General features: G+C 42.8%; 22 protein-coding genes. 20 read left to right on the plus strand and 2 right to left on the minus strand.

What is annotated here, in order from left to right; translation table 11 throughout:
• Positions 1-28: 28 nt before the first annotated feature.
• The 17 genes from HY035_03090 to HY035_03170 all read left to right on the plus strand — a co-directional run bounded on the left by HY035_03090 (position 29) and on the right by HY035_03170 (position 20962).
• Positions 29-1615, plus strand: a complete 1587-nt coding sequence (locus HY035_03090; protein ID MBI3377376.1) for a cytochrome c biogenesis protein ResB — start codon at positions 29-31, stop codon at positions 1613-1615.
• Positions 1615-3147 (plus strand): cytochrome c biogenesis protein CcsA, encoded by a 1533-nt coding sequence (gene ccsA, locus HY035_03095; protein MBI3377377.1) that lies wholly within the window; start codon positions 1615-1617, stop codon positions 3145-3147. Before HY035_03090 ends, ccsA begins: the two co-directional genes overlap by 1 nt.
• Before the next feature lie 222 nt (positions 3148-3369).
• Entirely contained in the window at positions 3370-4209 is an 840-nt protein-coding gene (htpX, locus tag HY035_03100; GenBank protein MBI3377378.1) for a zinc metalloprotease HtpX, read from the plus strand.
• 156 nt (positions 4210-4365) lie between these two features.
• Complete coding sequence (locus HY035_03105; protein ID MBI3377379.1) at positions 4366-5328, plus strand: NAD(P)-dependent oxidoreductase; 963 nt, start codon at positions 4366-4368, stop codon at positions 5326-5328.
• The gene (locus tag HY035_03110; GenBank protein ID MBI3377380.1) at positions 5289-6518 is read left to right on the plus strand and encodes an aminotransferase class I/II-fold pyridoxal phosphate-dependent enzyme; all 1230 of its coding nucleotides are present in this window, start codon (positions 5289-5291) and stop codon (positions 6516-6518) included. The genes HY035_03105 and HY035_03110 overlap by 40 nt, the downstream gene beginning before the upstream one ends.
• Before the next feature lie 14 nt (positions 6519-6532).
• Complete coding sequence (locus HY035_03115; protein MBI3377381.1) at positions 6533-7645, plus strand: N-acetyltransferase; 1113 nt, start codon at positions 6533-6535, stop codon at positions 7643-7645.
• A 219-nt stretch (positions 7646-7864) separates the two neighbouring features.
• Positions 7865-8251 (plus strand): glycine cleavage system protein GcvH, encoded by a 387-nt coding sequence (gene gcvH, locus HY035_03120; protein ID MBI3377382.1) that lies wholly within the window; start codon positions 7865-7867, stop codon positions 8249-8251.
• Complete coding sequence (gene lpdA, locus HY035_03125; GenBank protein ID MBI3377383.1) at positions 8248-9636, plus strand: dihydrolipoyl dehydrogenase; 1389 nt, start codon at positions 8248-8250, stop codon at positions 9634-9636. Before gcvH ends, lpdA begins: the two co-directional genes overlap by 4 nt.
• A 42-nt stretch (positions 9637-9678) precedes the next feature.
• A complete protein-coding gene (locus HY035_03130) occupies positions 9679-10620 on the plus strand; it encodes a hypothetical protein (protein ID MBI3377384.1) in 942 nt (313 codons plus the stop codon).
• A complete protein-coding gene (locus tag HY035_03135; GenBank protein ID MBI3377385.1) occupies positions 10613-11212 on the plus strand; it encodes a transglycosylase SLT domain-containing protein in 600 nt (199 codons plus the stop codon). Before HY035_03130 ends, HY035_03135 begins: the two co-directional genes overlap by 8 nt.
• 2 nt (positions 11213-11214) lie before the next feature.
• Entirely contained in the window at positions 11215-11853 is a 639-nt protein-coding gene (locus tag HY035_03140; protein ID MBI3377386.1) for a hypothetical protein, read from the plus strand.
• Positions 11854-11898: 45 nt separating this feature from the next.
• Positions 11899-13182 (plus strand): phosphopyruvate hydratase, encoded by a 1284-nt coding sequence (gene eno / locus HY035_03145; protein ID MBI3377387.1) that lies wholly within the window; start codon positions 11899-11901, stop codon positions 13180-13182.
• Entirely contained in the window at positions 13179-13502 is a 324-nt protein-coding gene (locus HY035_03150) for a septum formation initiator family protein (GenBank protein ID MBI3377388.1), read from the plus strand. The genes eno and HY035_03150 overlap by 4 nt, the downstream gene beginning before the upstream one ends.
• A complete protein-coding gene (locus tag HY035_03155) occupies positions 13492-15666 on the plus strand; it encodes a glycoside hydrolase (GenBank protein MBI3377389.1) in 2175 nt (724 codons plus the stop codon). The genes HY035_03150 and HY035_03155 overlap by 11 nt, the downstream gene beginning before the upstream one ends.
• 73 nt (positions 15667-15739) lie before the next feature.
• Entirely contained in the window at positions 15740-18847 is a 3108-nt protein-coding gene (locus HY035_03160) for an N-6 DNA methylase (GenBank protein ID MBI3377390.1), read from the plus strand.
• A 16-nt stretch (positions 18848-18863) separates the two neighbouring features.
• Complete coding sequence (locus tag HY035_03165; protein MBI3377391.1) at positions 18864-20066, plus strand: NAD(P)/FAD-dependent oxidoreductase; 1203 nt, start codon at positions 18864-18866, stop codon at positions 20064-20066.
• Positions 20066-20962, plus strand: coding sequence for a metal-dependent hydrolase (locus tag HY035_03170; protein MBI3377392.1), 897 nt, complete (start codon positions 20066-20068; stop codon positions 20960-20962). The genes HY035_03165 and HY035_03170 overlap by 1 nt, the downstream gene beginning before the upstream one ends.
• A gap of 2 nt (positions 20963-20964) precedes the next feature.
• Here the strand turns inward: HY035_03170 and HY035_03175 are convergent, their stop codons facing one another.
• Positions 20965-22113, minus strand: coding sequence for an acyl-CoA dehydrogenase family protein (locus HY035_03175; GenBank protein MBI3377393.1), 1149 nt, complete (start codon positions 22111-22113; stop codon positions 20965-20967).
• A gap of 223 nt (positions 22114-22336) precedes the next feature.
• Between HY035_03175 and HY035_03180 the strand changes: the two genes are divergently transcribed.
• Both HY035_03180 and HY035_03185 read left to right on the plus strand, forming a co-directional pair.
• Entirely contained in the window at positions 22337-22609 is a 273-nt protein-coding gene (locus tag HY035_03180) for a DNA gyrase inhibitor YacG (GenBank protein ID MBI3377394.1), read from the plus strand.
• A gap of 176 nt (positions 22610-22785) precedes the next feature.
• Entirely contained in the window at positions 22786-24309 is a 1524-nt protein-coding gene (locus tag HY035_03185) for an ABC transporter substrate-binding protein (GenBank protein MBI3377395.1), read from the plus strand.
• A gap of 206 nt (positions 24310-24515) precedes the next feature.
• Here HY035_03185 and HY035_03190 read toward each other — a convergent pair whose 3' ends face one another.
• Positions 24516-25550 carry an alcohol dehydrogenase catalytic domain-containing protein gene (locus HY035_03190; GenBank protein ID MBI3377396.1) on the minus strand — a complete coding sequence of 345 codons (1035 nt, stop codon included), beginning with the start codon at positions 25548-25550 and terminating at the stop codon, positions 24516-24518.
• Between the two features lie 165 nt (positions 25551-25715).
• On the opposite strand from HY035_03190, the gene HY035_03195 reads away from it, so the two are divergent.
• Positions 25716-26372: a hypothetical protein gene (locus HY035_03195; GenBank protein ID MBI3377397.1), complete on the plus strand. Its 657-nt coding sequence runs from the start codon at positions 25716-25718 to the stop codon at positions 26370-26372.
• The last annotated feature ends 3 nt before the right edge of the window (positions 26373-26375 follow it).

A 26375-nucleotide genomic window follows, 5' to 3' on the forward strand; every position in this document is an offset into this window, starting at 1 on the left:
GGCTCGTAGAGTAGAGGAGAATATCTAAGTGGAAGAAAAAAAGAATCAAACTCTTACAGACAAAATCTGGGATTTCTTTTCGTCAATAAAATTTGCTGTCGTGATTTTCGCACTTATCGCCCTTACCTCAATAATAGGCACCATCATAGAGCAGAATGCAGCGTCTGAAAAAAACATCAAGCTGATTGGTAAACTCTTTGGAGATTCAATTGCCCCGGCGCTGTACAAGGCATTTGATTTTTTAGGCTTCATGGATATGTACCACTCATGGTGGTTTGTTGCGCTGCTTATGCTCTTTGCCGCAAATCTCACGGTTTGTTCCATTGACAGGCTTCCGCGGATATGGAAACTCGTAAAGGAGCCTGTTAAGCCGTTGACCGCTGAACAGTTCAAAAATCTCGGCAAAAAAGAAACAACTCTTAAAGGCAAGACTGAAAAGATAAAAGAGGCAGCCGGAGCCGCAATAAAAAAAGCAGGTTTTAAGTTCCTTGAAACAAAAGAAACTGACGGTTATCAGCTATATTCAGAGAAAGGCAACTATACACGGCTCGGCGTTTACATAACACACTTAAGCATACTTCTGATATTAATCGGCGCAATCATAGGAATATTCTTCGGCTTCAAAGGATTTTTAAACCTGCCCGAGGGCAAGACATACTCGGTTGCTTTTGCACAAACAGGGAATTTAAGTCCTGCTCAAGAATCAGAAATGGAAACTATTATAGCGGCGTTGCAGTCAGTGGAAGGCAGCAGTTTAAAGGCAGCACAGAAATTAGGCCTGGAGGAACAATCGCTAAAGTTAAAGATGAAGAGATACGGGATTTGGCCCCTCGGTTTCAGCATCACGTGCAATGATTTCAATGCGGACTTCTATAGTAACAGTGATATGCCAAAGACTTATAAAAGCTGGCTTACAATCACAGAGAATGGTACACCTGTCAAGATAGATGGTAAGGAAATACAGGAAATAGAGGTTAATACACCCTTGAAATACAAAGGGGTAACATTCTATCAGTCAAGTTATGGGCTTACCCCCGGAGGCGGTGAAAACAGCGTGTTTAAATTCAGAATAACGCCCAAGGACGGCAAGACAGAAGATATTGAATCCAGATTTGAAGGCGCATTCAGCATCCCCGGAACAAATCTCACAGGTAAGATTGAAGACTTCTCGCCTGCCTTAGGCTTTGACCAGTCTACCGGCAGGCCGTTTACCTACGCGGAACAGATGAATAACCCGGCTGTCTTTGTAAGTTTCTATGAAAACAACAATAAAAAATACGGAGGATGGATACTAAAGAGATACCCTGAAACATGGAAACTGCCTGAAGGGCATATTGTGGAGTTTGTTGATCTCTGGGGAATCCAGTACACAGGGCTGCAAGTCAGAGACGACCCCGGAGTATGGGTTGTTTACCTTGGATGTATACTAATGAGCATAGGCCTTTATATCGCCTTCTTTATGAGTCATAAAAAAATATGGCTTAGGCTTATTGAAGAAAAAAACAGCACGAGGATAATAGTTGCCATGACTGCAAACAAGAACAGACAGGGATTTGAAAGGAAGATTGATAATATGTTTGCCCTTCTGAGCAAATCGGTAGAGGGAGGAAAATAATGGACAGTTCCACACTATTCGGCATATCCACAATGGCTTACATACTGGCAATGATAATCTACATCGCATATCTTGCCTTTAGAAATTCACAGACAGGCACAGCAGCAACAGCGCTTACGATAACAGGCTTTATCTCCCAGACATTAGCAATCGCGGTAAGGTGGTCTGAGTCTTATGCGCAGTGGACAACTCTGATGCCTGAGAGCACATTTATAATGTCTCTGCTGAGAAGCGCTCCCCTGAGGAATCTCTATGAATCTCTGGTATTCTTTGTCTGGTGCCTTATACTGGGGTATCTGATAATAGAGTTCAAATACAAAAACCGCTCTTTCGGCGCATTCATAACCCCTGTGGCAGGCATCGCGCTTGCATTTATCGGACTGTCAGGCATGTCAAAAGATATATCGCCATTGGTCCCTGCACTACAGAGCAACTGGCTTCTCGCACATGTGACAATGAGCTTCATTGCTTATGCGACATTTGCAATCTCATTCAGCACAGGATTGATGTATCTCATAGCCACATCAGAAAGACAGGAAAAAAGACATCTCTTCTGGGCTGTATTTTCTGCCTTTGCAATACTGCTTGCGCTTATCTCCCAGAGTCCGGATACAATTATTCTGTGGATACTAAGCTTTGCCTTTGTCATAGCAGTGGACATAAAGCAGAACATAGACATTGCCAGGCGCATATCCTCAAAGAAATCCGCCTCAGGCGGAGGCAATTCAGGAGGCGCCTTAAAGACATTACTGACTGTAATCGGCCTTTCGCTTGTCAGCATAGCGGCAATATTGATATTCATACAGCTTGTTAAGCTTCAGATTATAAAGGCGGACGATGCGGCAAAGCTAAGACATCTTGAGACCGCTGCGCTGGCATCTTCATTCACAGGAAATATTATGGGGATTGTCGGTTTCATATTCTTCATTTGCATTGTATTGATAAAATATCTGATGCTGAAAAAAGAATACTATCTCTTCTGGACTTTAACCTCAGGAATATTCGTATTCGTGCTTATGGCTATGGGCCTTGATTTCCTGATGTTCAGGGTTATGGAAACAATGCCTGCTCAGGATGGCAGCATAGGTCTGAGAGCTACCCTGCTCAGCCATTCTCCTGTTATTGCGGTGGCCAGTTATGCGTCACTAACAGCCTTTCTGTATGTGATATGGCATTACGGCCATATCTTAAAAAAGATAATTTCCGGCATTAACATTTCTACGGACTTTCTTGATGAGATTACATACAAGAGCATATCTATCGGCTTTCCTGTTTTCACGCTCGGAGGACTGATATTCGGCGCCATTTGGGCTGACCAGGCCTGGGGAACATACTGGGGCTGGGACCCGAAAGAGACCTGGTCGCTCATAACATGGTTTGTCTATGCCTTTTTCCTTCACAGCCGCATGCTCAGAGGATGGAAAGGCAAAAAAGTTGCAATCGTCGCAGTTGTAGGTTTTATCATTGTGATATTTACTTACCTTGGAGTAAACCTGCTTCTTTCAGGCCTCCACGCATATGGAACCAATTGAATAGGACAAATCCCGATTTAGAAATTGTCATTGCGAGTGAAACGAAGCAATCTCAAGCGTTTGCAGAAAGATTGCCACGAACCCTTCGGGTTCTCGCAATGACAGCAAAGACAAGCCGTTAGCAAGTCTAAATCGGGATTTGGGAATAGGACTGCGCTTGAAGCTCTATTCTGGGTTGCGCTATAATAGTTAAAAGTGAAACTTAAACTACGGAGGAGATAAATGAATAACATAAAGACAATGTTTTTGCTTGTAACCTTAACGCTTATACTTGTATGGGCAGGCGGCGCATTCGGCGGAAAGAATGGAATGACCATAGCCCTTATCATTGCGTTGGGGCTGAACCTCTTTGCCTACTGGTTCAGCGATAAGCTTGTGCTGAGAATGTACGGCGCGCGGGAGGTGACAGAGGCAGAAGCCCCTGAACTCTACGGCATCGTAAGAAGGCTTAGCCAGAAGGCGCAGATGCCTATGCCAAAGGTTTACATGATAGAGGAAGACCAGCCAAATGCCTTTGCAACAGGCAGGAACCCGAAACACGCTGCTGTTGCCGTGACAACAGGAATTATGCGTATCCTGAGCCGTGATGAGCTCACTGGAGTAATCGGACACGAGCTCGCGCACATCAGCCACAGAGACATACTGATAAGCACGATTGCCGCTACCATTGCAGGAGCCATAAGTTATCTCGCGCAGATGGCGCAATGGGCAGCTATCTTCGGAGGCAGGAGCAACGACGACGAAGGTGGCAGTCCTGTTGCATCTCTTGTGATGATGATAGTGGGCCCGATAGCCGCGCTTATTATCCAGATGGCAATCTCACGCTCAAGGGAATATGTTGCTGATGAAGGCGGCGCACGGCTTGCAGGCAATCCAAGATACCTTTCAAGCGCCCTGAGAAAACTTCATATGGCATCGCAGCAGATACCAATGCACGCCAGCCCTGCAACATCTCACATGTTCATAGTCAACCCTCTAAGCGGAGGAGGACTTTTAAAACTCTTCAGCACCCATCCTCCGATGGAGGAAAGAATAGCACGGCTGGAATCCCTGAGCCTGTGAAGAACAGACAGTTGGGAGTTGAGAGTTGGAAGTTAAAAGTTTTTAAAGACTCAATCATTAACTTTCAACTCTCAACTTTTAATTTTCAACTTTCAACTCTTGCTATCTTCGCATACTTGACTCTTAATCCTTATAACTGCAAAAATATTGCTGAACATGAAGACCCTTGTAACAGGAGCCACCGGTTTCATCGGAAGCCACCTCGTTGAAGAACTTTTAAAAAGAGGACACAGCATCACCTGTCTTGTAAGAAAAACCTCTAATCTTCAATGGATAGACGGGCTCAATGTCAGATTAATATACGGAGACTGCGCAATAAAAGAATCCCTCCTCAATGCAGTCGCTGATTTTGATTATATCTTTCACCTTGCAGGACTCACAAAGGCATGTTCGGAAGATGACTATTATAATGCCAATGTCAAAGGGACAGAGAATATAGTAAAGGCAACTATTGAAAACAATCCCGGCATTAAAAGATTTTTCTATCTGAGCAGTTTGGCAGCAGCAGGGCCGAGCTGCGATGGTAAGCCTCTTAATGAAGATTGCGAGCAAAGGCCCGTATCTCTTTATGGCAAGACAAAACTGGAAGGAGAGAAAATAGTATACGGGAATAAAAAAAATCTGCCCATAACTATTATCAGGCCCCCTGCAGTTTATGGGCCGAGGGACAAGGATTTGCTGGTATTCTTTAAAATGGTAAAATCAGGGGTAGTGCCTTATTGGGGCAAATGCTATTACTCTTTTCTGTATGTGTATGATCTGATAAATGGTATAATACTCGCTACGCTGAGCAAAGAAGCAGTAGGAGAGATTTTTTTTATGACCGATGGCAATATTTATTCGAGTGATGATATTATTGAGGCGATATCGGATGCTCTTCAGAAGAGGCCGATGAAGCTGAATATCCCTAAGTTTGTTATGCCTGCGCTCGGGTTTATAGCCGAAAAAGCAAAAGGATTGAGTATAATAAGCGCTGACAGACTTAGGGATATAATGTATTCTCACTGGATTTGCGATACACATAAAGCAAATGTCCTGCTAAAATATGAGCCTAACGTAGGAATAAAGGAAGGTATAAAATGGACAGCGGATTGGTACAGGATACATCAGTGGCTGTAAACAAATCACCCGATATCTTTGAAAAATGCCTTAAGTTTACAAAGGCAAAGGAATTGATATCTTGCGGACTCTATCCTTATTTCAGAGTCATAGAGAGCGCCCAGGACCCTGAAGTTACAATGAGCGGCAGAAGAATGATTATGGTGGGCTCAAACAATTATCTGGGACTCACAAATCATCCAAAGGTAAAAGAGGCTGCAATAGAGGCAATAAAGAAATACGGCTCAGGATGCGCAGGCTCACGTTTTTTGAACGGAACTCTGGATATTCATGTCGAGCTTGAAGCTAAACTTGCGCGGTTTATGCGAAAAGACGCGGCGCTTATTTTTTCAACAGGGTTTCAGGTCAATCTTGGAGTCATCTCTGCCCTCATAGGAAAGGACGATATTGTAATCATAGATAAGATGGACCACGCAAGTATAATTGACGGATGCAGGCTCTCTTATGGAGAAATAAAAAAATTCAGGCACAATGATATGGCTGACCTGAAAAGGGCGCTGGAAGAAAATAAAGATAAAGGCAAATTAATCATTGTTGACGGCGTATTCAGCATGGAAGGAGACATAGCAAAGCTGCCTGATATCGTGGAACTCGCAAAAAAATATGATGCGCGGCTGATGGTTGATGATGCCCACGGCATCGGAGTGCTCGGCAAAACAGGCAGAGGCACAGCAGAACATTTCGGGCTTGAAGATGAAGTTGATCTCATCATGGGGACCTACAGCAAGTCACTCGCCTCCATAGGAGGCTTCATCTCCGGAGACTCTGACATAGTCCATTACATAAAACACTTTGCGCGCGCTCTGATATTCAGCGCAAGCCCGCCCCCTGCTTCAATTGCTGCCGTAAGCGCAGCAGTGGATATCATAGAAAATGAACCGGAAAGAAGAGAAAGGCTCTGGAAAAATACAAACAGAATGTTAAAAGAACTCAGAAGGCTTGGATTTGAGACAGGCCCGAGCGAAACACCGATTATTCCTGTAATAGTCGGGGAAAATGAACTGGCGTTTAAGATGGCGCTCATGCTGCAGGAAGAAAGGGTATTTGCAAATGTTGCCGTAAGCCCTGCGGTGCCAAACGGAAAGGCGCTCATAAGAACAAGTTATATGGCTACCCATACAGATAAACACCTTGATATAGTCCTCAGCGCTTTTGAAAAAGTCGGCAGGGCCTTAGGGCTGATAAAGTAACTTGAAGACAAATCTTGCGCTCAATAAAGATCATAGAGGTCAAAACCGATAAGCGCCTTGATGCATTTATAAAATTTCCATTTTCTTTATATTCTGAAAATCCTTTTTATGTCCCGCCCCTGACAAAGGAACTCAAGGAACAATTTTCAGATAAAAATCCATTCTTCAATCACGCAAAGGCCAGATATTTCATCGCTGAGAAAGACGGGAAATGCGCCGGCAGGGTAATCTCGATAGTGAACCAGAGACATGTCCGGTTTCATAACGAAAAGGCAGGGTTCTTCGGCTTTTTTGAATGCGTCAATGACACTGGAGTTTCATCAGCGCTGTTGGATAAGACAGCAGAAGAACTTAAAAGAGAAGGCATGGAGATAATCAGGGGGCCGATGAATTTTTCAACCAACGAAGAATGCGGATTTCTCATTAATGGCTTTGAGGAGCATCCGATGCTGATGACTCCCTACAACATGCCCTACTACTCCGATTTAATGGAAAGCTATGGTATGGGTAAGGCAAAAGACCTTTATGCCTACATCTATGACGTAAAAGACACTCTTCCTGAAAAAGTTCTCAGGGTTGCGGCAATAGCAGAGAAACGCGGCATCACTGTGCGGCCTGTGAATAAGAAAAGATTCTCAGACGAGATGAAGGCATTCAAAGAGATTTACAATTCTGCATGGGAAAATAACTGGGGCTTTATACCGCTTACGGACGATGAGATTGACTGCATGGGCAACAGGCTTAGGCAGATAGTTGTTCCGGAACTTACGCTGATTGCGGAAGACAACGGCAATCCAGTCGGTTTTCTGGGGCTTCTTCCTGATTTCAACCGCGTCCTCAGGCATATGAACGGCAGGCTCAACCCGATAACAATAGTGAAGGCTTTGTATTACTCAAAAAAGATAAAAGACCTAAGGCTGCTGCTCCTTGGCATAAAAAAAGATTACAGGAATAAAGGCGTGGATGCAATTCTCTTCAGAGAGGGATTCAAAGGCATAAAAAAAGGCAGCTATAAAAAGGTTGAGTTTTCATGGATACTTGAGGATAATATTCCTGTGCAGAGGATTGTTGAGATGACAGGCGGAAAGCTATACAAGCAATACCGCATATATGAAAAAAAATTATAGTATAATGAGGCTCTTGCAAAAGTCTTTAAAAGCTGGATTGCTTCGCTTCGCTCGCAATGACAAATGACGTGTTTACTGTCATTGCGAGGAGTGGAGCGACGAAGCAATCTCTAAAAGTCTGACTTTTGCAAGAGGCTCTAATGTGAATTACTTTCTTGACAAATAGCAAAACCATGTGATAATTAATTCACATTATCAAAAACCGAAAGAGGAGGAAAAATGTACCCGGAAGATCTTAAATACCACAAAGAACACACATGGGTCAGAGTATCAGGCAAAAAAGCAACCATCGGCATAACGGATTATGCACAGGACGCTCTGGGAGATATTGTATATATCGACATGCCGGAAACTGATACTACTATTGAAGCAAACAGCGAACTCGCAGAAATTGAGTCCACAAAGGCAACCTCATCTGTTATCAGCCCTGTGAACGGCACTGTCATTGAAGTTAATGACGACCTGTCAGAATCTCCGGAGATAATCAATGAGGAGCCATACGGAAAAGGCTGGATAGCCGTCATTGAGATGGATGACAATTCTGAAGTTGACGACCTCATGGAGTCAGCGGACTACGCTAAGTACGTTGAAGAGGAAGCAAAATGAGAGTTGCTATACTTGGCGCAGGGCCCGGCGGATATGTTGCGGCGCTCAAGGCCGCACAGTTAGGAGCGCAGGTTACCGTCATAGAAGACATAGAGGTGGGAGGAACATGCCTTAACAGAGGATGCATACCTACAAAGGCGCTTGTCGCATCAGCAGAGGCATATTCCAAAGCAAAAGGCCTTGAAGAATTCGGCATAGAACTCAGGGGTGAACTTATCCCCAATCTCCAGAAAATCAATGAGAGAAAAAACAAGATAGTAAGCGTTCAGGTAAAAGGAATCAGAGGGTTATTCAAAAATTGGGGGGTAACTTTAAAAGAAGGCAGAGGCGCCCTGCTCTCGCAGAAGGAGATTGAGGTAAGGGGCAAGGACGGCTCAACTGAAAAGATTGAGGCAGACAAAATAATAATAGCAACAGGTTCGCGGCCTGCGCAGATACCTTCTTTCATCTTTGACGGGAAAAAAATACTCTCAAGCGATGATGCGCTAAACCTGACAGAGCTGCCAAAATCCATGCTTATCATAGGCGCCGGAGTTATAGGATGCGAGTTTGCCTGCATCTATAAAGAACTCGGAGCTGATGTGACGATGGTGGAGATGATGCCCCGTGCGGTTGTCACCGAAGATATGGAAATATCCGGGCTTCTGGAAAAGGAACTGAAGAAGAAAAAGATAAAACTTTATACTAATGTTAAGGTGGAAAAAGTTGAGGTAAAGGAAGACGGCGTTCACGCCTTTCTGTCAGACGGTAAAGAGATTATCGCTGAAAAAGTTCTCGTATCAATCGGAAGGGCGCTTAACAGCGATGGCATCGGGCTTGAAAACACCGGCATTCAAAAAGGCAAAAGGGGAGAGATACCTGTAAATGAAAAAATTGAGACAAATGTTCCTGATATTTATGCGATAGGTGATGTAACGGGAGGAATGCTTCTTGCGCATACCGCCTCAACTCAGGGAATTGTCGCGGCAAAAAATATCATGGGGCATAATGAGAAAATGGATTACAGCACTGTGCCGGCAGCGATATTCACATCTCCTGAGATTGCATCAGTAGGATTGAGAGAGCACCAGGCAGAAGAAAAAGGCGTCAGGATACGAACAGGCCATTTTCAGTTCAGAGGCCTGGGCAAGGCTCATGCAATGGGAGAGATAGCGGGTTTCATAAAGGTAATTGCGGATGAAGCCACCGACAAACTCCTCGGAATGCACATCATAGGGCCGCATGCATCCGACCTTATTCATGAGGGAGCAGTTGCAATGAAGGCAGGGCTGAAGGTCAGAGACATTGCAAATACGATACACGCGCACCCTACTCTCTCAGAGGGAATCATGGAAGCTTCGGAAGACGTTCACAACGAGGCGGTGCATATACCGCCCAAGAAATAGGAGATGCTTTTAGTTGACTCTGTCCATGGGATAAAAATGCTAATGAAAAATTTGGTCAGTCTATATACTGCCATACTCATTGCCGCCTTTCTTTCTGGGCAAGCTTTTGCTGATGAAAACGCGATAATCAGACTTCTCTCCCTCCCCGAAGAAAAAATTGATGTGGGAAAAACTGCCTTGATAATCGCAAAGGACATATATCCAGAAATTGATGTAAATGCATATTCTGCAAAAATTGATGCGATGGTATCTAATGTAAGAATTCTCACGAAAGGCAGTTCAGACCCTGATTACAGAATAAGAGCTTTGAATACATACCTTTACAAGATTGTTGGAATAAAATACGATTTTTCAGATCCTTTTGGTAAAAATACAAAGAATCGTTATATAAACGGAGTTCTTGATAGCAAAAGAGGCAACTGTGTCTCTATTCCAATTCTTTACCTTGCAATTGCCCAACGCCTCGGTTATCCAGTGTATGCAGTAGCAGCGCCAGAGCATCTTTTCCTGCGATATGTGGACCCAATATTTAAAGATCAGAACATTGAAGCAACCGGAGGAGGGGGTTATTCGTCAGACAAAGAATACATAAAAAATTTTCAGATTTCCAAGGCTGGAATCAAAAGTGGAACATACCTGAAAACGATGTCTCACCGTGCGCTCGTTGCTGATATGGTTTCACAGCTTGCTGGATACTGGATTGAAAAAGGAGATTTTAGGAGGGCTATCAGGTATCTTGAAAAGTGTGTTAAGATAAGTCCGAACTCGGCGGAAATCAATTCTAATTTGGGAAAAAGTTATTGGTTATATGGGAAGACTATGCGGTTGGATGAAGCCTATGAGTATTTTAGAAAAGGAGATTTTTATTTTAAAAAAGGAAAAGCTTTGGGGTTAGTGAAACTGCCACAGGAAGATTATATAGCGGAAGTAAAAAGGAAGGCTATGGCGGAAGCTATTAGGAATAAGGGAGGAAACAATGAATAAGAACTTAATTCTTGTTCTCGTTGCGCTTTTATCGGTGTTCATGTATACCGTCTCCGAAGCCCGCTGGTATGACCCTGAGAGCGGAAGATTTCTCAGCGAAGATCCGATTGGTTTTGAAGGTGGCGATGTAAACCTGTACAGATATGTCGGAAATAATCCAGTGAATTGGATTGACCCATTTGGTTTGATAGCACTTTCACCTGATGAGATAGCAACGCTTGTTGCTGCCAACAATAAGTCGGGACTGAGCAATGAATTGATCATGTGTATCATCTGGACTGAGAGTGGTTTTGATCCCGATGTTTCACACGGCTCCCAAACGGAAACAGGACTTATGGGTATGACAAAAAATGCCGCTAAGGATGCTGGTTATACATTGGCAGATATGAAAGACAATTCAAAGAATGTTGCTGCTGGATCAGCATATCTTAAAATTAGGATTAACAGAGCAAAGGGCGACCAGGAAAAAGGCATACGCGGTTTCGGTACCGGAGCAACGTACCAAATTAATAAAATACTTGAATGTGAGAAGTGTTTACAAAAAAATCCTTGTAATGATAAACAGTCTTGTTTAAATAATATTCATAAATAAGAATGACTAAACTTCTAAAAATTATCTTTTGGGTATTCACGTCTTTGCATTGTTTTTTCAATGCACATGTATATGCAACTGAATACGATGGATCTACATTCATTCAAATTAACGAAACAAAGGCAACTAAATACGAATCAATAATAAAGCAATCTGGCTTGCTTGCTATGCAATATGTTGATTCCGAGAAGAAATTGCTGGTCACTGTAACTAAAGAAGACAGTAAAGATAAATTTCCTTTTCGCTGTCTGGCATTTTATAAGCGGTTAAAGGGGACCGACTTCAAGAAAATTTCTGAATATCGGACACCTGATTCCTTTAATACCGCATACACTTCAATAGATAGCGATCGACTATTCACAGTTTGGTCAACAGGAAGTGCTTTTAGGCTCGCTGTTTTCTCAATAAATAATAATGAAGCAATCAATGTAGTCTTATATGTAGGCTGGAAAGGGAGTTACGAACTTGTTCATTTAACACCCAATATTGATTGGGATATAATCATTCCTGTTGGTTGGATTCCAGGGAAAGGGCCTCAATTTGCAGAAGTATATAAATGGGATGTCGACAAGTATATTAGGATTTGTTCCATCCCATGGGATGATAGATTTAATTGCAAATTGATAAACGGAAAGAAATAAGAGTTATACTCTTTCCAAGAGAATACAGAAAACGGGGAGGCATTTATGGGATTAATTACAGACGTACATGCGCGCGAGATAATTGATTCAAGGGGAAATCCGACAGTTGAGGTTGAGGTGTTTCTCAGCAGCGGAGTGTCCGGCAGTGCAGCAGTGCCGTCAGGCGCATCAACAGGCACAAGAGAAGCGCTTGAACTCAGAGACGGCGGCAAAAGATTCCACGGCAAAGGCGTCACAAACGCTGTCAGAAATGTTCTCAAAGGGATTGCGCCTCAGCTCAGAGGAATAGATTCCTGCGACCAGACTTACATAGATAATCTGATGATAGAGATTGACGGAACCAAAAATAAAAGCAGGCTTGGCGCAAATGCAATACTCGGGGTCTCGCTCGCCGTATGCAAGGCCTCAGCAGAAGAGGCAGGGATGCCGCTTTACAGATATATCGGCGGATGCAATGCAAAGGAACTTCCTGTTCCGATGATGAATATCCTTAACGGAGGCGCGCATGCTGACAACAATCTTGACATTCAGGAGTTCATGATAATGCCTGCCGGATTTAAGGATTTCGCCTCTGCGCTGAGGGCAGGCGTTGAGGTATTTCATAATCTTAAAAATATTCTCAAGAAAAAAAGGCTGAGCACCTCTGTCGGAGATGAAGGCGGATTCGCTCCTGACCTCAAGGGCAATGAAGAGGCAATCATGCTCGTAATGGACGCAATAAAAATGTCAGGCTATAAACCCGGCAAAGATATTTATATTGCGCTTGATGCGGCGGCATCAGAATTCGCAGACCCTTCAGGCAAGGGATATAATTTTGAAGGCAGGAATGTATCATCAGACAGAATGGTTGCGTACTATGAAAACCTCACAGCCAAATATCCGATACTTTCCATTGAGGACGGTTTATCGGAAAACGACTGGGCCGGATGGAAAATCCTCACTAAGAGACTTGGCAAAAAAGTGCAGCTTGTTGGAGACGATGTGTTCGTCACAAATACGGAAATCCTTAAAAAAGGGATTAAGGAGGGAATAGCCAATTCCATCCTAATCAAGCTTAACCAGATAGGCACACTGACCGAGACCCTTGACGCCATAGAGATGGCAAAGAGGGCCGGTTATACGGCTGTCGTCTCTCACAGGTCAGGCGAGACCGAGGACACCACAATAGCAGACCTCGCAGTTGCATGCAACACAGGGTTTATCAAAACAGGCTCGCTTGCGCGAAGCGAGAGAGTGGCAAAATACAACAGGCTGCTCAGGATTGAAGAAGAACTTGCTGATTCTGCTATATACAAAGGCATTGAAACATTCTATAATCTAAGCAAATGAATTCGGATAACCTTTTAAGAAAACAGGTTGTATCTGAGATTAAAAAAAAGAGGCTTATCACCTTTATCCTCATAATACTGAGTTTCATCTATCTTGCAACAAATCTTCTTGTGGGAGACGCCGGACTGTTGAAATACGGAGAACTTTCAAACAAAAAGCTCAGCCTTCAAAAGGAAATAACTGAGCTTGAAAAAGAAAACACCCGCATTAAAACCCAGATAAAATCCCTGAAAGAAAATCCGTTCTACGCGGAAAAATACGCGCGGGAAGAGTTCGGCTTAGCAAGACCTGACGAATACATCTTTCAGTATGACAGATAATCCGCTTTACATTGCCTTCCTTTGGCACATGCATCAGCCTTATTACAAAGACCCTTTCACGGGGATATACAGGCTCCCGTGGGTGAGGCTTCACGGCACAAAAGACTATCTTGATATGGTTGAAATACTTGAGGATTTTCCGGAAATAAAACAGACATTTAACCTTGTGCCGTCTCTGCTCGAACAGCTAAGGGATTATACTGAGAACAATGCAACGGACATCTATCTCAGCCTTACCATGAAAAATCCACGGGATCTGACAGACGCCGACAAAATATTCATGCTTGAGAACTTCTTCCTCGCAAACTGGGACAACATGATAAAGCCATTCCCGAGATATTACGAACTGCTTGTCAAAAGGGGAGTGCGATTTTTAAAGGTAGAATTAGCAAGGACAATAAAATATTTTACCGTACACGACTTTCTTGACCTTCAGGTGCTGTTTAACCTCAGCTGGATAGACCCGATGTACAGGCGGAAAGATCCTTTCCTGAGCGAACTCGTAAAAAAAGGCAAGGGATACACCGAGGATGAAAAAAAACTTCTGATAGAGAAACAGTTTGAAATTCTGAAACAAATAATTCCAAAGTATAAAGAACTCAATGCGAAAGGACAGATAGAATTATCCGCATCTCCATTCTACCACCCTATCCTGCCGCTCTTATGGGATACGGATTTATCAAAAATCGCCATGCCGCATGTCAGACTGCCGCAGAAAAGATTCTCAAACCCTGAAGATGCGGTAAAGCAGATAAAAGATGCTGTAGGGTATTTTGAGAAAACATTCGGGTACAAACCCGCGGGCATGTGGCCGTCGGAAGGCTCTGTAAGCGAAGACGTAATAAGAGCTGTTCATGCTGAGGGTATAAAATGGGTTGCCACAGACGAAGGCATACTGGCAAATTCGCTTGATATAAGACTGAGAGATTATTCAGGCAGCGTAACAGAGCCGTCACGCTTTTACAGGCCTTACAGCTTCTCTGACGTCTCGATAATATTCAGGGATCATAAGCTCTCAGACCTGATAGGGTTTGTGTATTCTGAGTGGGAACCTGAAAATGCGGCAGATGACCTTATTAACAGGCTATTGAATATCCGTTCCTCGCTTCCTCACGACAGGCCATACATTGTTCCGATAATTTTAGACGGTGAAAACGCATGGGAACATTTCAAAAATGACGGGCATGATTTCCTGAGCTGCCTTTACGATCGGCTTTCAAATGAAAAGAGATTAAAGGCTGTCACAGTGTCGGAATTTCTCAAACACGACTCCGGCGAGAAACTCGGCAAGCTTCATGCCGGTTCATGGATAAATGCAAATTACAGTATCTGGATAGGCCACGAGGAAGACAATATAGCATGGGATTATCTGAATGATACAAGAACTGACCTTGAGGCCTTTACAAAACTTAATCCCGGCAAACCTGTTGATGAAGCCTGGCAGGCCATATATGTCGCTGAGGGCAGCGACTGGAACTGGTGGTATGGCGATGAACATCAGACAGAGACTCAGGAAGAATTTGATGAACTTTTCAGATTAAACCTTATGAAGGTATACAGGGTAATGGGAAAAGAGACGCCGCCAAGCCTCTTTGTCCCTGTGCTCAGAGAAAACCGGGCAATCTCCCCTGAAGTAATAATAAGAGGATTCATAAATCCTAAAATAGACGGTATGGTTACAAGCTATTATGAGTGGTATCAGGGCGCACACATTGCAGTCGGGAAATCAGGCGGCAGTATGCATAAAGCAGAAAGCCTCGTATCATACATCTATTACGGTTTTAACCAGAGCACACTGTTTTTGAGGATAGACCCCAAGACATCATTTAATGACTTTCCGCCTGATACAACATTTTCCATAAATATTGCAAAGCCGTTTGCATTCAGAATCAATGTGGCATACAGAAATGGATTAGTACAACCCGAACTTTTTGAAAAGAAAAATGGAGAATGGGAAAAGATAAAAGATATAACTGAAGCGGCAATGCAGGACATACTGGAAATAGCCATACCCTTCAAAGACATAAAAGCCAAAGCAGAGGATGAACTCAACCTCTTTATCACCGCTTACAGAGGCAATGAAGAGATTGAGCGTTGTCCATGGAGGGGGAATATAAGCGTGACAGTCCCCACGCCTGATTTTGAGGCGACTATGTGGTATTGATATTAGCCGGTAGCTGTTAGCCTGTCCCAAACTTTTTATTGACCGCACAGCATCAATAGATTAAAATTAGCATGTGCTGAAAACATATTTTAAACGGCTATTTGATGTCGCAAAAAGAGGGGACGCAAGAGAGGAAAGTTATTATTCCTCGCTCGAAGAACTCCTTAAAAACTACGCTGCGTCTATCAATAAAAAACAAGTCCACATTACCACTCTGCCTAAAAAGACTGATGCGGGAAATCCTGACTTCAGGATATGGGATGGAAAGCAGCAGATTATCGGCTACATAGAAGCCAAAGCGCCGACAACCGAATATTTAGACCAGATAGAAACATCGGGCCAGTTAAAACGGTATTTACATATCTTCCCGAATTTATTATTAACCAATTTCTTTGAATTCAGGCTTTACCGCAACGGCGTTTTAGTTGACAAAGTTTTGACAGGCAGGCCATACGTTATTCACAAACTCAAGACTGTGCCTCCTGTTGAAAAAGAAACTGAATTTCTTAAACTCTTAGAAAAATTTTTCTCGTTCTCTCTGCCGAAAGTCTATGACGCTAAAAATCTTGCTGTTGAGCTTGCAAAAAGAACGCGCTTCTTAAAAGATGAGGTCATTGCCCAAGAATTGGAAGAAGAAGAGAAAAGGGGCAAGGGGAATATCCTCGGCTTTTATAAGGTCTTTAAAGAGCATCTCATAAGCGGGCTTACTAAAGAAGACTTTGCAGACCTTTATTCGCAGACTATCACATACGGATTATTCGCTGCCAGAACAAGAACAGAAAACGGCTTTAACAGAAAACTTGCTTATGACAAAATTCCAAAGACAATCGGCATTTTAAGGGATGTCTTCAGATTTATTTCGCTTGGCGACCTCCCTAAACCTATGGAGTGGATTATTGACGATATCTCGGATGTTCTGGCTACAACCGATGTTTATAAGCTGCTTGATGAATATTTTAATCAACACAAAGGCAAAGACCCTGTTGTTCATTTTTATGAAACATTCCTTGCAGAATATGACCCGAAAATGCGAGAGAAAAGAGGCGTATATTACACACCTGAACCTGTTGTCTCATACATTGTTCGCTCTTTGCATCATATCCTGAAAGAATATTTTGATAAGAAGGATGGTTTTGCGAGCCAGTCCGTAACAGTCCTTGACCCTGCGGCAGGAACGCTCACGTTTCTTGCAGAAGCCGCAAAACTTGCAGCGGAGGAATTCACATCAAAATACGGCGAGGGTAAAAAAGCAGGCTTTATCAAAGAACACATTCTCAAAAACTTCTATGCCTTTGAACTAATGATGGCTCCTTATGCAGTCGGCCATCTGAAAATGTCTTTCCTGTTGGAAGAACTCGGCTACAAACTTCAGGCAGACGACAGATTTAAACTTTACCTCACTAATACTTTGGAAATGGAAGAGCTTGCACAGACAGAACTTCCGGGCATGGTCTCACTCTCAGAAGAATCGCACTTGGCAGGAAAGGTAAAGAAAGAACAGCCTATTCTGGTAATCCTCGGCAATCCGCCGTATTCAGGCCATTCAACCAACGTATATGATGAGGTAAAGGTTTATTATCAGGTTGACGGAAAGCCGCTTGGTGAGAAGAATCCCAAATGGCTTCAGGATGACTATGTGAAGTTTATCCGTTTTGCCCAGTGGAAGATTGATCTTGCAGGAGAAGGAGTCTTAGGCTTTATAACAAACCACAGCTATCTTGATAACCCGACATTCAGAGGAATGCGTCAATCTTTAATGCAGAGCTTTGACGAGATTTATCTGCTTGACCTTCATGGCAACAGTCTTAAAAAAGAAAGATGTCCTGATGGTTCTAAAGATGAGAATGTCTTTGATATTCAGCAGGGTGTTGCTATTGCTCTGTTCATTAAGAGAAAGAACGTAAAGAAGAAGATTTCACATTCTGAACTATGGGGCGTAAGAGAAGACAAATATGATTGGCTTAATAAACACGATATTAAAACAACAAAATGGAAAACAATCAGGCCGAAATCCGAGTTTTATCTTTTTATACCGAGAGATGAAGGGCTATTAAAACAATATGAAATGTATCCAAAGGTAACCGATATCTTTCCATTAAACAGCGTTGGAATAGTCACATCAAGAGATGATTTTGTTATTGATTCTGACAAAGCTGCTCTGAAAAGAAGAATTATGCAGTTCAGAGATAAAAAAATGCCTGATGAAATTATTCGAGAGGCATATAACCTGAAAGACAAACCTAACTGGAAGATTAAGGATATAAGAGAGAGCATCATGAAAGATGACGATTGGGAACAGGCAATAACAAAGATTCTTTATCGCCCCTTTGACATAAAGTGGATTTTTTATCACGATATTTTGATAGAAAGATCGCGTAAAGAAGTTATGCAACATATGTTGCAAGAGAACTTAGCATTGATAACACACAGACGTGAGGAACTTGATATTCCATATACTCATTTTCTTGCAACTAATCTGATATCTGAACACGGCTGTCTGTCTACAAAAACTACAAACTATCACTTTCCCCTTTATCTATATCAACCAAAAGACAAACCTAAAAAGAAGTCGCTGAGCAGCGTCATGCTGCTTTTTGAACCGCAGGCGGAATATGGTGCAAAAAAACCGAATCTATCTCCTGTATTACTGGAGAAATTATCAAAGGACTTCAAGAAGGAGCCTTCGCCTGAAGAAATCTTCTGCTACCTCTATGCAGTGCTTTATTCAAACATCTACAGGACAAAATACGCCGAGTTTCTAAAAATAGATTTTCCGAGAGTTCCTTTCACACAAGATTATAAGCTCTTCAAAAAGATGGGCGGTTATGGCGAAAAGCTTGTTGAACTGCATCTTCTGAAATCCTCAGAGCTTGACGCGCCTACTGCAAAGTTTGAAGGCAAGGGAAATGATAAAGTTGAAAAACCGAGATATGAAAAAGGAAAACTTTATATAAACAAAGACCAGTATTTTGAGGGCATATCTCACGAGGTCTGGGAATATCAAATCGGTGGTTATCAGGTCTGCGACAAATGGCTTAAGGATAGAAAGGGAAGACCTCTATCTCTTGATGACATAACGCATTACTGCAAGGTCGTAACTGCCCTAAAAAAGACAATAGAGGTTCAGTCAAAAATTGACAGCGCATATCCTGAAATTGAAAAAGAAATTATAAAATTCTAACTACAAAAGGGTTCGCATGAAATACATCATTATCGGCAATGGCGTTGCAGGGACAACTGCCGCAATCAACATAAGAAAGATTGACCATGAAGGAGAGATAACCATACTCTCTGACGAGGCTTATCCTTTTTACAGCCGCATACGGCTTATGGAATACATAAGCGGAGACGTGGATGAAAACGGCCTTATCATTTATAAAGACGCATGGTATGAAAAGAACGACATAAAGCTGCTGCTTAACACACCTGTATCTGAGATAGATAAAAACAAAAAAGAAGTCATCACACATTCAGGGCATATACTGAAATACGATACGCTTCTTATTGCAGCGGGAGGCCTCTCATTCGTCCCGCCAATCTCCGGCTCTGATAAAAAAGGGGTGTTTACGCTAAGAACACTTAAAGATGCCATTGAAATCAAAAAATACTCTGAACAATCAAAGAGAGTCGTCCTGATAGGTGGAGGAGTCCTCGGACTTGAGGTTGGAAACAGCCTGAGGAAGACAGGACATTCAATATTTGTGGTGGAGTTCTTCCCAAGACTGCTTCCAAGGCAGATGGATACGGAAGGCGCTGAAATCCTGAAAACACAGATGGAAAAAATGGGATTTGCCTTTTTCCTTGGCGCAAAGACACGGGAGATAACAGGGGACGAAAAGGTTAAGAGCGTTATTCTTGATGACGGAACAATTATTGACTGCGATATGGTGATAATATCTGCCGGAGTCAAACCCAATGCAGAACTCGCTGATAAATTCGGAATCAAATGCGATAAAGGGCATAAAGGACTTACTGTAAATGACAGGCTTGAGACAGAGATTAATGACATATACGCTGCAGGCGACATTGCAGAACATAATGGGATATGCTACGGCATATGGCCTGCCGCAGAGGAACAGGGCAAGATTGCAGGAGTCAATATGGCAGGAGGCAGCGCAACCTATACAGGCACGCTGCCTTCAAACATTCTGAAGATAGCGGGGATAAATCTGATTTCTGCCGGAGATATAGACCCTGACAAAAACCTTGAAGCAATCGTGCAAAAAGACAGCGAAAGTTTTATATACAGAAAACTCGTTATAAAAGATAATTGTATTGCAGGCTGCATACTGTATGGTAATATTGACGCCTGGAAAAAGATTAAAAAGGCAATGAACGAAAAGAAAGATATAAGCCGTATAAAAACAGACCTTGAAAAGTGGGATATGGAGGCATTGTAGTGGACCCGATAACTCACAGCCTTGCAGGAGCGGCAATCGCACAGCTTGGATTCAAAAGAAAAGGAGCCTTCTGGGTGCTGCTGATCTCATCCTTCGCGCCTGATCTTGACTACATAACAAGATTCTGGGGAGTGGACGTATTCCTCAGATACCACCGCGGAATAACGCACGGAATTCTTGCCCTTTTTTTGGCGCCGCTGATTATAGCCGTTATAGCCGGCTTCAGAAAGGGGTTTTTCTATTACTATTTCCTGTCTTTCCTGTCCTACGGTATTCATATATTTATGGATCTCACAAACCAGTATGGCACACGTGTTCTTTCGCCTTTTGACTGGAATGCATATTCGCTGGATATCAGTTTTATCATAGACCCGTACATATCAATCGGACTATTTTTATGCGTGGTCCTCGGCAGATTCAACAGAAAAAGAGCCGCTCTGATCGCTGCAATTACATTTATACTTTTCTTCTCATATTTCGGCGGCAGATATTATTTGCGCAATGCAGCCAAGGACTTCCTCAAAGAAAAACTCGAAGCTAATACCTACAAGATGTGTCCTCTGCCGAATGATTTTCTGAGGTGGTGGTTTATAGCAAAATCAGGCGATGAGATAAAAGTCGGCTTTGCCGACCTTTTCACAAAGAGGATATGCATTCAGGATACATTTACGTTTAACGATAAAAACCCTCTGATTAAGCGTTCAAAAGAGACAAAGTTCGTGCAAAACTTTCTCTACTTTGCAAGATACCCCTACCCCGAGATAAAAAAAGAAGGCGGCAGGACCATAGTGCTGTGGAGGGAACTTGCCTATTCATTCATGTCCGGAGAGCATTTTACGGCAAGTGTCACATTTGACGAAAATAACAAACCGGTTAAATCGGAATTCAAATTTTAGTTTTATTTCTGCTTCTTCATCAGAGCCTGTCCTATGACATTCCTCTGAATCTGGTTTGTCCCCTCATATATCTGAAGTATCTTTGCATCCCTCATCATCTTCTCAACAGGATACTCCCTCATATAACCTGAGCCGCCCATCACTTGAACAGCATTCGTAGTAACCTTCATCGCAACATCTGTCGCAAATACCTTTGCCATGGCAGACTCTTTTGTTACGTCCTTTGCACCGCTGTCTATGAATCTGGCAACAGCATAAACAAGCGCCCTTGCAGCCTCTATCTCAGTCGCCATATCAGCAAGCATATGCTGGACTGCCTGAAAGCTTATAATCGGATGTCCGAACTGAACCCTCTGTTTAGCAAATTTCACAGCCTCATCAAATGCGCCCTGTGCAACTCCTACCCCCTGAGCTCCAACACCGCCCCTTGAGTTATCCAGAGTCTTCATGGCAACAACAAAGCCCATACCTTCTTTTGCGATGAGATTTTCCTTCGGGATTCTGCAATTCTCGAATATCAGCTCGGTTGTGGAGGATGCCCTGATTCCCATTTTCTCTTCCTTCTTGCCGAAAGTAAACCCCGGAGTTCCTTTTTCCACAATGAAAGCTGATGCGCCTCTGGGCCCCTTTGTCTTGTCAGTCAGGGCAATTATTGTATATACCTCTGCTTCGCCGCCGTTCGTTATCCACTGCTTTGTGCCGTTAAGCACATATTCATTTCCTGCAAGTTTTGCGGTTGTCTGGATGCCTGCTGCATCGCTTCCCGCATTCGCCTCAGTAAGGCCGAATGCAACAAGCCTTTTACCTGAAGCTATGTCAGGCAGATATTTCTTTTTCTGCTCATCAGAGCCGAAAAGAAGGATTGGATATGCCCCAAGCGCATTTGCAGCATAAGTTGTTGAAACGCCAAGGCATGCCCTTGATAGTTCCTCAACAGCAATGCACAACTCAAGGCTGCCCTTTCCGAGTCCTCCGTATTCTTCCGGTATAAAAAGCCCGAACAGGTCTGACTGTGCAATCACCTTCATTATCTCCCACGGGAATTCTTCTTTCTCGTCAAGCTCTCTTCTTACAGGCACGATCTTATCTTCCGCAATCTGCCTTGCAAGGTCTCTTATCATTGTCTGCTCTTCAGTTAAAAGATAATCCATTCTTCCCTCCACTATCTAATAAGTTATAAGTTAGAAGTTAAGAGTTAAAAGTGATTTTTTTCATAAACTTTTCATTTTCAACTTTCAACTTTTAACTTCTATCCTATACTGAGAGCTAATTTTAGCAGAAATCAGTAGATATTTGAAAGCTAAAAAATATAAAAAGAGTTAAAATATACTATGAAACAATCATGCCGACAAATCGGGACAAAGGGGAATGAAAATGTCATTGCGAGGCGAAGCCGAAGCAATCTCAAAAGGCGAGATTCCTCGCTTCGCTCGGAATGACAACGAGAGGTATTTTCAGGTGAAAATTAAATGCCCTATGTGTAAAAAGACAACGACATGGGAAGAAAATCCAAACAGGCCGTTCTGCTCTGAAAGATGCAAGCTCCTGGACCTCGGTAAATGGGTGTTTGAGGAATATAAGATTCCTGGAGAAAAAGCTGAAGAGAAAAAAGAAGAGACAAAAAAATCAGATGAAAAGGATAAATAACCTTATGGTTAAAACCTATGCAGATGGAAGGGGATAGCATTCTCGCTCATTCTCGTTCCGATAAAATCGGGACTCCGAGGTTTTGCCCGCTTTTATTATCTGCTTTCTTACTGTCGGAATTGCGTGCAAAAAAACCGCTCAAATACCATCCCCTTCCATTAGTCGTGTGCACCTTTTTGCTGCTTTTTATTCTATCATGCTCGCCGCAGAACCGCCTTTCCGGCTATCTCTATTACAGGCTTAATACAAATCCGATAACATTGGACCCTGCGCTTATTGTGGATATCACAGGCGGCTCCCTATCGGCAAAACTCTTCAATGGCCTTGTAAGGATGAACAAGAATCTTGACCTCATCCCTGACATAGCATCAAAGTGGAAGATATCAGAAAACGGGCTTGTATACGGATTCGAACTTAAAAAAGGCGTGATGTTCTCCAACGGCAGAGAAGCAACAGCCGGAGACTTCAAATATTCATTTGAAAGGGTTCTTAATCCAACAACAAGGTCCCCCAACACATGGGTCTTTGACAAGATAAAAGGCGCAAGAGAGTTTATGAATGGTAAAGCGAAAGAGGTTTCAGGCATAAAAGCAGTAAACGATTACATGCTTGAGATAACCCTTGATAAACCTTTTTCTCCATTTCTGAACCTCCTTGCAATGACCGCTGCGTATGTAGTCCCTGAGGAAGAAGCGGAAAAATGGGGAGTGGATTTTTCATCTCATCCTGTTGGCACAGGGCCGTTTACCCTCAAACACTGGCTTCCAAGCAGGGAACTTCTGCTTGAGGCAAGAACCGATTATTTTGACAGCCTTCCAAAAATCAAAGGTATCGCCTATAAGATAATCCCCGAGGACCTGACAACAATAACGGAATTTGAACTTGGAAATCTTGACGTGATAACCATTCCTGCGTCAGCATTCTCAAGGTTTAAAAAAGATAAAAAACTGTCAGATTTCATATCATCAATAAATGGGATAAACACATATTACCTCGGGCTTAACTGTTCAAAAAAGCCTTTTGATAATCCTCTTCTCAGAAAGGCAATGAACTATGCAGTTGACAGGGAAAAGATGTTAAGGACTGTTTACGAAGGTAGGGGAAGAATTGCATCAGGGCCTGTGCCTGACATATTGAGAAAATGGAAGGCGCCTGCATCTTACGAATATAATCCATCAAAAGCCAGAGAGTTAATAAAAACCGCAGGTTATCCGGATGGGCTTGAAGTCAATTTTTATATAACAGCAGACAACGAGGTTGTGGATACTGCCGAGGTAATACAGTCATATTTAAAAGAAGTTGGGATTAAGGCAAATATCAAACAGCTTGAATGGAGCGCATATAAGGATGCAATCAATAAAGGCGAGCCTGACATGTTCTGGCTTGGATGGTTTGCTGACTATCCCGACCCTGAAAATTTTCTCTTCCCTTTATTCCACTCGGCAAACCTTGGCCCGGCTGGGAACAGAGCAAGATATAAAAATCCTGTAGTAGATTCTCTTATTGAAAAAGGCCAGCACGCACAAACGACAAAAGAGAGAAACAAATACTACGAAAAGGCAGAGAAACTTATAGTCAACGATGCGCCGTGGGTATTCTTCTGGCACAAAACTGATTATACATTAAGACAACCGTGGGTGAAGAATTATCAGATATATCTTATCTACAGCATTGATAAGGGAACGGAGATAAGCTTTTGAGATATAGGCAGTGTTACCTTTCGCTTTTCTGTGATATTTTTCGACAGTTCTAAACTCATTCCGCTACATTCTCGAAACTCGACCTTTGGTCTCAGACAGTCGAGAATGTTCCGCCAAAGGCGGACGCTGCATTTCGTTAAGAACCGTTACCGAAAACTATCAATGTCGCTCAAAATAACACTGCCTATTATTATGCAAGCATAAGTTCAACGTTGTGGCTCAATAATCACCTTTATGGACTCCTTTGCCTCAGCAACAAGCTTGAAACCAAGCTGCGCCTCGGACATGCCCAGCCTGTGCGTAATCATATCCTTTACATTTACCCTCCGGGCGCTGATAAACTCTATTGCCAAAGCAAGGTCAGAAGGCGCTGCTCCGTAGGACGTCACCATCTTTATCTCATTACGCCAGAAATCATTTATCGGAACAGAGACATTAATCCCGGGTTCTGGTACTGCAAAAAATAGAATCGTACCACCTTTATCAACAGACTGAAGAGCCTGCTCAATGGCAGGCATTGCGCCTGTGCACACTATCACACAGTCAGCCAGTCTTCCGTCATTCAGTTTACGCACATGCTCAGGCACATTCTCTTTAGCATTTATAACGCTGTTTGCGCCGAACTTCAATGCCGCATTAAGGCGGTATTCATTTACATCAGTTGCCATAATCTTTTCCGCCCTTTCCACGCCCGCATCCTTTGCAAGATTTATATGAAGAAGCCCTGAAATCCCGCTGCCAATTACAAGAACGCTTTGTCCGGCTTTCAGGTTTGCGACCCTCTGTCCTCTCAGAATGCACGCCAAGGGCTCTATGAATGTTCCTTCTTCATAAGTCATATTCTCTGGGAGGATATAAACGCCGCTCTTAACATTTATCTCAGGCACTCTGAGATACTCTGCAAAACCTCCGGGGTCATAATTTGTTTTATGCAAGGTCTCGCATGCTGTATGATAGCCGCTCAGGCAATAGCGGCAGGTGTTGCACGGAACATGATGGGACACAAATACCCTGTCACCTTTTTTATAATTTTTTACCCCCTCGCCCACTTCAACAATCTCTCCTGTGATTTCATGCCCAAGAACACGAGGAGCTTTTTTAATCCTGTACCATTCCATTACATCGCTTCCGCATATCCCGCTCGCCATGACCTTAACCAGCATCTCGCCTTTTCCGATTTTAGGCACAGGCATCTCCTCAACCCGCACATCATTATTCCTGTAATACATCGCCACCTTCATAACAACTCCTGAAAATAGATTTACAATTCTCAATAATATACCATAGAGAAGAGATTTTGTTTGACAGAGAGAAGGGCATTAAGTAGAATTTAGGCATTGAGGCTGATTCAGCTAAAGTTGGTATATTCTTGATGTTCATACGCAATATTCATACAAGGAGTATTAATGAAATCTAATAATGTTCCTGAGTCAGTATATTTACCATCAAACGAGCCTTATTTGGGCAGAGATTCGGTTTTTCATTTTGATCAAGTTATTCTTTCCTGTCTTGATGTAAATACGGATATTGCCGCTTATACTAAGCGAGTTGAATTGTCAGACATTCAAAAGGCTGCTTGTCAAATCGTTCCGCAGGGAATTAATCTTGCTCTGACGATCAGAGAACTCATTCGGCAGGGCTATCTTTTCGGCGCACTAGTGCTTATGCGGCCATTGATTGAACGCGTTGCTGTGATCTCATATCTTCATGCAAATCCTAATGAGATTAAGGTTTGGCAGACAGGATGGAAGTTTCGTGAAAGGCCAAGCCTATCCAAAATGCTTGAAACAATGAGCGGCAAGGCCGACATCACAACAGCTAAACAGATATGTGAAACTTTTGGGCACATTGTGCATGGCGATCCTATTGGTTCACAGTGGAATTTAGTGCGTCTCACCGATAGCGCAGTTGGTTATTCTGTTGGAAAAGTTATTAATGAACCTGAACTATGCGACTTCATTTGTTTTCAGTCTTATCTTTATCTTATTGTTTTGATGGGTATGATGGCAGCATGTTTTCCTGATGCACCAAGCAGTAAAAGAAACGAAAGTATTTCGCACTAATGA

The sequence above is a fragment of the Nitrospirota bacterium genome (assembly GCA_016195565.1).
Classification (GTDB): domain Bacteria; phylum Nitrospirota; class Thermodesulfovibrionia; order Thermodesulfovibrionales; family UBA1546; genus UBA1546.